This window comes from Micromonospora rosaria (assembly GCF_001567585.1).
Taxonomy (GTDB): domain Bacteria; phylum Actinomycetota; class Actinomycetes; order Mycobacteriales; family Micromonosporaceae; genus Micromonospora; species Micromonospora rosaria.
This window is the reverse complement of sequence record NZ_LRQV01000073.1, coordinates 24,700-34,275: the sequence shown is the minus strand read 5'-3', so window position 1 is coordinate 34,275 and position 9,576 is coordinate 24,700. Positions and strand designations below refer to the sequence as shown.

5 protein-coding genes are annotated in these 9,576 nt (G+C 70.5%); 4 read left to right on the top strand and 1 reads right to left on the bottom strand.

Annotation, left to right across the window (positions count from 1 at the left end; all coding sequences use genetic code 11):
- Positions 1-596: 596 nt before the first annotated feature.
- The gene (locus tag AWW66_RS19175) at positions 597-989 is read right to left on the bottom strand and encodes a hypothetical protein (protein WP_157527595.1); all 393 of its coding nucleotides are present in this window, start codon (positions 987-989) and stop codon (positions 597-599) included.
- Positions 990-1,017: 28 nt separating this feature from the next.
- On the opposite strand from AWW66_RS19175, the gene AWW66_RS19170 reads away from it, so the two are divergent.
- The 4 genes from AWW66_RS19170 (at position 1,018) to AWW66_RS19155 (ending at position 9,040) form a co-directional block, all read left to right on the top strand.
- A complete protein-coding gene (locus AWW66_RS19170) occupies positions 1,018-1,368 on the top strand; it encodes a CU044_2847 family protein (RefSeq protein WP_157527593.1) in 351 nt (116 codons plus the stop codon).
- 32 nt (positions 1,369-1,400) lie between these two features.
- The gene (locus AWW66_RS19165) at positions 1,401-5,741 is read left to right on the top strand and encodes an nSTAND1 domain-containing NTPase (protein ID WP_067368200.1); all 4,341 of its coding nucleotides are present in this window, start codon (positions 1,401-1,403) and stop codon (positions 5,739-5,741) included.
- Between the two features lie 152 nt (positions 5,742-5,893).
- Positions 5,894-7,291, top strand: a complete 1,398-nt coding sequence (xylB, locus tag AWW66_RS19160) for a xylulokinase (RefSeq protein WP_067368197.1) — start codon at positions 5,894-5,896, stop codon at positions 7,289-7,291.
- A gap of 513 nt (positions 7,292-7,804) precedes the next feature.
- Positions 7,805-9,040 (top strand): IS701 family transposase, encoded by a 1,236-nt coding sequence (locus AWW66_RS19155; protein WP_067368192.1) that lies wholly within the window; start codon positions 7,805-7,807, stop codon positions 9,038-9,040.
- The last annotated feature ends 536 nt before the right edge of the window (positions 9,041-9,576 follow it).

Genomic DNA, 9,576 nt, shown 5'->3' with positions numbered 1-9,576 from the left:
CGTGCACATCGCCGCGATCAACGAGTGGCTGTGACCGACTTCGACACAGGCCCTAAGGCCATCAACGCCTGCTGCTGCGCGGGCAGCCTGCGCCAGCGGCCGTCGGGCGCGCGGCGCCGGCCGCGGATCAACTCGGTCAGGCGGGGCAGACGGGTCAGGCTGCGCGTGGACAGCGGGATGCTGGCGGGACAGGTGAGCAACGAAGCTCCCGTGCTGGGCAGTGCGTCTGGGTCGACTGCTGTCCTACCGAGGGCTTCCTCCTGTCTGGAGCGGTCGCCCACCGGTTTCCTTGCACGCCGTCACCCCACCGGGTCCTGCTCGGCGAGATTGGGCTATCTCCGCCAGGGGGAGGCTTCGCGGATGGAAGTCATGCTCCTCGCCGACGGAGCTCTCCGCGAGGTTCCCGGAGCCTTTGACCCTTCGGGATCTGTGGCCGGCGATGGCATCAGGCGCCGATCGCCGGGGCCAGCAGGCGTGCACCGCGCTTCACCAACGCCGTGTGCAAGCGGTGCGCGAGGAGGTGCGAGACACCGCACCCCTCGGGTAGCCGTACCGCAGGCGCCACCAGATCATCTGCCGTCAGGTACGGGAAAACGTCAGTCGAACCAGTTGAAAAGGAGGTCACCGAGCCGTTCTGGCCGGTGGTAGGTGACATCCCGGCGTTCTTCGGCGGCAAGTAGCCGTAGGTACCGATCGTGAATGGGCTGGTCCACCTCCGCCGCGGTAGCGACCCGTAGCCCCGCCCGTCGGTAGATCTCCTCGCCGGGAACGTCAACAAACAGCAGCCTGACCAGATGCAGTTCGTGCGGTCGGGCTCCAGCGACCAGAGCGGCGGCGGCGTTGAACAGGATGTTCAACGGCTTGCCATCACAGAGCCGGACGCCGATCCGGCGCAAGGCGAGATCGCCACAGATGCGGCCTGCGTTCCGGAAATGATCCGAAAGACCTCTCGGGTTCTTGCGGTCGTCGACAATGCTAGCTTCAAACACCGGATGGCCATCGGAGGGATTTGATCAAGTGGCGTTCTATGTTGAAGTGCCCCTGCCCGACGGCTCGGTCGTGCTCGCTGAAGTGACCGAGCAGGTGGAGGGAGTTGTTTCAGCAGGTCGAGGAAGCGACGTGGTAGGTCGCTTGACCGAGTCATTCGAGGAGTCCTTTGCCCGGTTCCGCACGATGGCTGCCGGGGTCGCCCGGCAGGCCTGGAGCCAGGCGCAGCCGCCCGAGCGGGTGGCCATCGAGTTGGGTGTCAAAGTGACGGCCAAGGGCAAGCTGGTGTTGGCCGAGAGTGGGGTCGAGGGCCAGCTGAAGGTCCTCTTCGAGTGGCACCGGAGGGAGGCCACGCCGGGGCCACTGGCTGACGACGAGTGAGTCAGCCCGCATCAGAGCACGAGCGCAGACCCATGCTTGACGCTGTTTCCGCGTACCCGCTGCGTGCGTCGATCGTCCGTATCCTCGATGCGGACAAGAGCGGCGTAGGACTCGGTCTGCTGGTCGGTCCCCGTGAGGTAGTGACGTGCGCCCATGTCGTCGCTCGGGCCCTGGGGCTGCCGGAACGGTTTCCCGAGGCGTCGCCGGTGGTGCCTGACGCCCCGGTTCTCCTGGAGTTCCCGCTCCTGGCCAAGGACCGCATTCTCACCGCACGGGTCGAGGTCTGGCAGCCGATCGCCGAGGACGAATCAGGCGACGTGGCGGGACTGCGACTGTACGGCGCTGTGCCCGAGGGCGCCCATCCCACGCCGTTGGCCCGCGCGGCCGGGGTGAACGGTCACGGGTTCGTGGCCTACGGCAGCTCCGCGCGGGACACGGCGGGCATCGGCACCTGGGTCGTCGGCGAGATTCGTGGTGTCGTCCGGCACGGCTGGCTTCAACTCGCACCCGACGCCACCGCAGACGCGCCACGGGTGGAGCCCGGGTTCAGCGGTACGCCGCTCTGGGACCGCCACCGTGGCCAGGTCGTGGGCCTGGTGCGTGCGGTACGGCGACATCGGGGTGTAGCGGTGGAGGGATTCGCTCTGCCCGCCGACACGGTGCTCACCGCGTGGCCGCTCCTGGCCGATCGGGTTCGCGCCGCCTGTCCGTTCCGGATGCTCGCCCCGTTCGAGGAGTCCGACGCCGTCAACTTCCACGGACGCGAACGCTTGATCGACCGGACCGTCGCGGCTGTCCTGGCCGGTCGCGTCTGCGTGGTCAGGGGCGCGTCCGGAGCTGGCAAGACGTCACTGCTGCATGCGGGCGTTCTGCCTGCCCTACGGAGGAGGGACGGGTTCCTTCCGGTCGTGGTGCGCCCGGCGGCCCGCAGTGATCCGTGGCGGGCGCTCGCGTCGGCGATGGAGCGACTGGTCGCTCCCGACCGGGAGCCGGCGCAAGCGCTCGAGGCGGAGGCGAGAGTCGCCGCGATACTCAGGGACACGCCGCCCGAGGATTACGTCCACGGGGTGCTCGACCGACTCCGGTACCGCTGCCTGGTGCTCGTCATCGACCAGTTCGAGGAGCTGTCGGCGGCGGATCCGACCACCGCCCGACGCTTCCTCGCCATGCTGGTGCGACTGGCCGAGGTTGGTGCGTCGCAGCGACCGCCGGACGTCCGGCTGGTGATCGCCTCCCGCACCGATGTGACGGCCGACCTCACGGGCGAGTCTGCGGACGCTGACCGTGCCGCCCGGGCGGAGAGCCCTACTCGTGTGGCGACCACTGTCATCGACGTCACGCCGATGGACACCGAGGAACTGCACCGGGCGGTGACCGAGCCGGTCCGCGCTGCCGGGACGGTTCGGTACGAGCCCGCACTGGCCGAGCGGATCATCGCCGATCTGCGCGATCAGCCGTACTGTCTTCCGGTACTCCAGGCCACCCTGACATACCTGTGGGAGCGGCAGACCGTCGACGGACTGCTCACCCATGAGGCCTACCAGCAGAGTCAGCAGGGCGCGGGCCCGATCGCCCAGCACCTGGACGAGGTGTGGAGTCGTGACCTCGGTCCGCAGGAGCGCGAGCAGACCCGGCGCCTCGCCCTGCACCTCGCCCTGCCGCTGCAGGACGGTGGGCACGCCCGCCGCATCGCCCACCGTGACGAACTCGACGTGACCCAGTGGGAGCTGGCCCAGGTACTCGCCACCACCCGGATGCTGGTGCTCCGCGTCGCGGTGGACGGCAACGAGACGGTCGAGTTCACTCATGACGCCCTGATGGCCCAGTGGCCCCGTCTGGCCGGGTGGCTGACCGAATCGCAGGGACTGCTCCGGTGGCGCAGCGACGTGCGCCATCGGGTCCTCGCCTGGGCTGGTGGCGCCCACGACCGACACGCCCTGCTCGAAGGCACCGAGCTACGCCGGGCCGAGGCGCTGATGAACGACGATCAGGGCGACCTCAGCGTGCCGGAGCGGGAGTTCGTCGCGGCGAGCAGGCGCCTACGCCGCACCGCCCGGATGGTGATGGCCACCGTCCTCGCGGTCGTCATGGTGCTGCTGTGCGGGGTGGTCACCTCCACCGGCCTGTGGTGGTGGCGGGACCGGACGAGCAAGCACCAGGCTGCGACCGAGGCAGCCCATGCGCTTCTGGAAAGCGCGTCGTTTACCCGGGGAGGGCGTACCGGCGCGCTGGTGGCGGCTGATGCGTTTACCCGGGCGGATACCCCCAGGACCCGGGGCGCTCTGGCGGAGGCCCACCGCAGCTACCGGTTCGTACGGTCGGTGTCACCACCTGCGCGAAGCTGGCGCTCCGGGCACGAGATGTTCACCACCAGTGCCAACCAGGAGGCTCAGTTGGTCTATGACGGCGGCGGGGGCGGGGTGGAAGTGTGGCGGCTGGACACCCTGACCGCCGGCCAGCCTCCTCAGGCCGTTGTTCTGCCTACGAGGGCCAAGGCCGCTGCCATCAGCGGCGACGGACGCACGGTCGCCACCCTGACCGACAGTGTCGTGACGTTGTGGGACGCGGCCGACGGGAGGCTGGTGGCCCGGCGTGCGCTGGCCCGGCCGGTGGCGGACCTCTTCACCGACCGCCCGGTTCGGCTCGCACTCGACCATACCGGCACCAGCCTGGGCTACATCGTGGGCGACATGGCAGGCGTGATCGACACTGCCACCGGCGCCGACCGGGGCGAGCGGTCCCGCCTGCCAGCGAAGCCCCAGTCGCGGCACGGTGCGTCGCTCCGCCTCGGTCCGGACGGCCGCCTCGGCGTCGTCACGTACGACGACAAGAACGACGTCCGCTACGGACTGTTCCGACCGTCTCAAGGGCCGGTGACCCCGATGGCAGCCGGCACCCAGGTCGTCGGCTCCCTCCCGGACAGCTTCGAGCTTGTCCTGTGCCGTCCGCACAAGGAGCTCGACGAGTGGGTCCAGCGAGTGGACTATCTGCTGCTGAACCTGGAGACGGGCCGTGAGCGGCCCTTGCTCACCGACATGCCCAGAGCGGCGGATCCAAGCTACTGCGCCTTCGCCGCTGTGGACCTGACACAAGGAGTCACCGCCCTTCTCGACAACGGAGAGTTCGAAGAAGGCGGCCAGCGCTTGCGCCTCGTGGACGATGCCGTTGAGCTATGGGACCACCGCGCCCGCCGTCACATCGCCTCATTCCCCGCACCCACCGCCTATCCCACCGGTGCCGATGCCCTGCTACGGCTACAGGCCGCCCCGGACGGCAGCGGCATGCTGACCGTGAACAGCGACGGGGGGATCGCGGTGCTGGAGTTTCCCGCGGCCGATTCCGTCGACTTCGCACTGGCCTCCGCCCAGACCGCGGCGTACGACCCCACGGACACGTTCCTCGTGGTGCACGGGCGGAACGGGTCGTTGAGCGCATGGGACCGGCGTACCGGTCAGCGCCGGGCGGTGAGCACCGAGCGGGTGACGCCGGGGTGGACCACCCGCTGGCAACTGCACAACTCACTCGCCTTCAACGGCGACGGCACCCTGGTGGCCACCCTAGGGACCGCCCCTGGCTCACTCGCGCTGTGGGAGACCCGAACGATGCGACGACTGGCGACGATCGCCGTGCCGCGATGCGCCGCCGCCACCGCCCTGTCCGGTTTCCCACCCTCGCTGAGCTGGGCCTATTCAGCAGCGACGCTGGTGGTCATCTGCAACGGAACGACCTCGGTATGGGACGGCCGCACCGGCGCGCAACGCGGTGGACCGTTCCGAATCGCCGACGACTCCGTGCTCGCGGTGCCCCACCCGACGCGGCCGGTGTTGTTCGCCCTGACGGGACCAGACGGCGCCATCGAAACGTGGAACATCGCCACCGGCCGTCGTGACGGGGGATGGCAACCGCTCGCTGATGATCGGGGGCGGGCAGCGTACGGCCTGGCCCTGCACCCGGACGGGGACCGCCTGGCGATCACCTACAGCGACGGCCCGCTCCTCGTGCAGAGCACGGATGGTGGCCGGGACGCCCAACGCTTCGAGCTGAACGGGACCCGCCCGCACTGGTTGGCGATACCGGGCCACATCGCGCTGTCCGCTGGGGAAGGCCTCGTCATCCAGCGCACCGAGCCCGCGACGTGGTGGGACAGGCTACGCGGCGACGGAGCGGCACAGGTCGCCCTGCCTGTGGCGGGTACTCCCGAACAGCTCTCCCCAGAAGGCGGAGAGATGCTCGTGTCCTACCACAACGCCGGGTGGGGGCGCGTCAGTACCGATCCCCGGAGGTGGTACGAACAGGTGTGCCGGACCCACGGCGGGGTCACCGAGGTCGATCGGGAGGATCTCGACTCGCTCGGCGCCGGTTCGCCCTGTTGACCGACGACCGGCCGCGCACGCCACCGGTGTCCCGATCGACGGGCGGCCTCAACCACAGCGCCGCTGCCGCGACGTCGAATTTTGTAAGTCCATTGAACTAATGCGGTTGCTGGACGTAGAGTCGGATCTCACCGAGCTACGGAGGCATCGCCATGAGTGGCGCGAGGACCCTCGTCGCCGGGGTCGATTCGTCGACCCAGTCGACCAAGGTCGTGGTCTGCGACGCGGAGACCGGCGAGGTGCTCCGCGCGGGCCGCGCCCCACACCCCGATGGCACCGAGGTCGATCCACGGTGGTGGTGGGCCGCCTACGAGCAGGCCAGCGCCGGCCTGCTGGACGGTGTGGCCGCGATCGGCGTCGGCGGACAGCAGCAGGGCATGGTCTGCCTCGACGAGGCCGGCGAGGTGCTGCGTCCCGCCATTCTCTGGAACGACACCCGCTCGGCGCGCGCCGCCGTCGACCTGACCGGCGAGTTCGGCGGCCCGAAGGCGTGGGCCGACGCGGTCGGGCTGGTGCCGGTGGCCAGCTTCACGGTCACCAAGCTGCGCTGGTTCTCCCGCGCCGAGCCCGAGCTCGCGGCCCGCACCAGCATGGTGCTGCTGCCGCACGACTGGCTCACCCACCGGCTGCGCGTGGACGGCGGGGAGCCGACGACCGACCGGGGTGAGGCGTCCGGAACCGGTTACTGGTCACCGGCCGCCGGCGCGTACCGGCAGGACCTGGTGCGGCTCGCCTTCGGTCGGGACGTGGCGCTGCCCCGGGTCGCCGGGCCGGCCGAGGTGGTCGGGGAGACCGCCTCCGGCGCGCTGCTCTCGGCCGGCACCGGTGACACGATGGGCGGGGCGCTCGGCGTCGGCCTGCGGCCGGGTGACGTGGTGGTCTCGCTGGGCACCTCGGGGTGCGTGTACGGGCTCAGTGACGTACCGACCGCCGACGCGAGCGGGCTGGTGGCCGGGTACGCCGACGCGACCGGCCGGTTCCTGCCGCTGGTGTGCACCCTCAACGCGGCCCGGGTGCTGGTCACGGTCGCCGACCTGCTGGGCCGGTCACTGGCCGAGTTGGACGAGCTGGCGCTCTCGGCGCAACCTGGCGCGGGCGGGTTGACCCTGCTGCCGTACCTGGATGGGGAACGCACCCCCAACCTGCCCGACGCGCGCGGTCTGCTCGCCGGCCTGACGCGGGCGAACGCGTCGGCGGCGAACCTGGCGCGGGCCGCGGTGGAGGGCATGCTCGGCGGCATCGCCGACGCCCTCCACGCGCTCCGTGCCCAGCAAGTCCCGGTCGACCGGGTGTTGCTGATCGGCGGCGCGGCCCGGTCCCGCGCGGTGCGGGCGGTCGCGCCGGCGTTGTTCGGCACGCCGGTGAGCGTCCCGCGTCCTGCCGAGTACGTGGCGCTCGGCGCGGCGCGGCAGGCGGCCTGGGCGCTGTCCGGCGGCGCCGAGCCGCCGCCGTGGCCGGTCGAGGCCGAGGAGGTCACCGCCGCCGACACCCCCGAGGTGTACGAGCGCTACGTCGACGTCCGCCACCAGGCGCTACCGCTGCTGACGTGACACCGACGGCGGGTCATGTCGTCGCCGGTCTTCGTTCCCTACGCGGTGGTGAGGGACCGGGCGACGGACAGCCAGGCATGGGTGACCATCGTGAGGTGCCGGGCCCGCCGACGCGGACTCCGACCTGCGGAAACCGCCCACCGATCCGACCATGCAGCCGACCCGGCTCCGCATGCCACCGCTCGACATCGGCATCCGCCGCACGCTGACCAACGAACACGGGTGGCGCTCGCCCCGCTCGGTGCCGTCGCCGGATGAGGTTCTGTCCTGTGGAGCTTTGTTGTCGGGGACGGCGACAAGCACGTCGAGGGATCGAGGTACCTCGTGCCGAGTCTTCGCCAGGGTGTGCGCCGCCTGGGGCCGCGGTCGGGGGAGCGGCACCTGTTCGAGGAGGGGAATCATGGGCGGAGGTACCGGCGGCCTGACGGTGAGTGATCTCGCCGCCCTGCCGCTCGTGCCGCCTCGACCGGCGCGAGCGGCCGGCAGAGGGCTGATGGCGGGCGATGGCGGGACGTGACGTTCGAGGTGGCTGGTCTGGTGTCGGGCTGGGAGCTGCGGCTGCGGGAGTTGACGGGCCGGGTGGGGCACTTGTTCGCCCGGCCGGAGCCCCGTGAGGTGTTCCATGATCTGATCGAGGGCCTGTTGTCGGATCTGGACAAGAAGAACTGCTGGACCCTGGCTCAGCGCGCCGGGCACAGTCACCCTGGCCGGATGCAGGCGTTTCTGTCGCGGGGCGCGTGGAGCGCCGACGCCCTGCAGACCGAGGTCCGTGCCTATGTGGTGGAGCGGTTCGGTGATCCGGACGGGGTGCTGTTCCTCGACGAGACGCAGATCCTCAAGAAGGGTGACCAGTCGGTGGGGGTGGCTCCGCAGTACTGCGCCGCCACCACCCGGATCGAGAACTGTCAGGTCGTGGTCATGCTCTCGTACGCCGGCCCGGTCGGGCACGCGTACATCGGTCGTCGCCTTCACCTGCCGAAGCAGTGGACCGACGATCCGGGACGCTGTCGCAGGGCCGGGGTGCCCGCCGGTGTCGGGTTCGCCACGAAACTCGACCAGGCTGTCGACCTGCTGGCCGAGGCGGTCGACGCGGCCGTCCCGTTCGGGTGGGTGACCACGGACGTCGAGTACGGGCAGCACCCTCGGGTCCGCAACTGGTGTGCGAAGAACGCCTTGTCGTACGTGGTGGCCGTCTCGGCGGCCCTGCCGCTGGCGCAGGGCGGCGTGGCGCCCGGAACCGTGCCGGTCACCTGTGCCGGTCAGGTGCCCACCTGGATCACCGGCGGCGACTGGCAGCGCCGGACCCGGGTGCGGGGCGGTGGCGGCGGATGCCACGACGAGTGGACATTGATCAGCTTGGGCGGGGACCTGCGGGTCGGGGACGAGAGCCCCGCCGACGGATTCGCGCACACGCTGCTGGTGCGGCGCTCGGTCAGCGATCCGGGCGATCTCGCGTACTTTCTCGCCCATGCCCGCCGGCACACGTCCGCGCCTGTCCTGCTGCGCGTCGCGGAGACCATCGGGAGGATCAAGGAAGGTGACGGGCGGGGCGACGGGCTGATCGGCATCGACCAGTACCAGGTGCGGACCTGGACCGCCTGGCAGCACACGGTCACCGCGTGCATGTTCGCCCACGCGTTCCGTGCGGTCCTGTACGCGGACGCCGCGACCGTCCTCGGCCGTGCGGCCGAGGACGGGGCGACCGGCCGGGACAGGCACGCCGCCCACCGCCAGCACCCGGGCGACTGAGCCGTCACCGGGTCACCCGCGCGGCCGACGCCGGAGGGCGTGACCCGCTCGCGCGGAGCGCGCGGCTGCCCGCCGGTCACGACCGGAGACGGCGTGGGGCGGTGCCCCGCCGGCCGGAGGACGCCGCCGCCGTCTCTGACCAGGCGGGGGAGGTGAGGCATGCGGGCTCACACATGGTGATGTGGCGGGATCGATGACCTCGTGCCCCGGGTCGGGTGCCAGCAGTCGGTCAGGCGATGAAGATCCGCCACTGTAGGAGCCGAAATCCCATGGCGCGGGAGCGGATCCTCCAGGTGGGCTCGGCGTCGTGCGCAGCCAGCTTCCCCTGGGGGCCAGCGTCGCGCGGGACATTCTGGTCATACTTCTGGCCGGGACTTTAGGGCATCGATGGTCGACAAACTTACGTAGACCTTGACACGAACCAGTTACACATTGTTGTATGTTTGTCATGACGAGATCGGGATGGCGAAGCGGGGGCTATTGAGCCATGCCCGCCGGTGGGCGGTAGAACCATCCTGTCAAGGGGGCGGACAGAA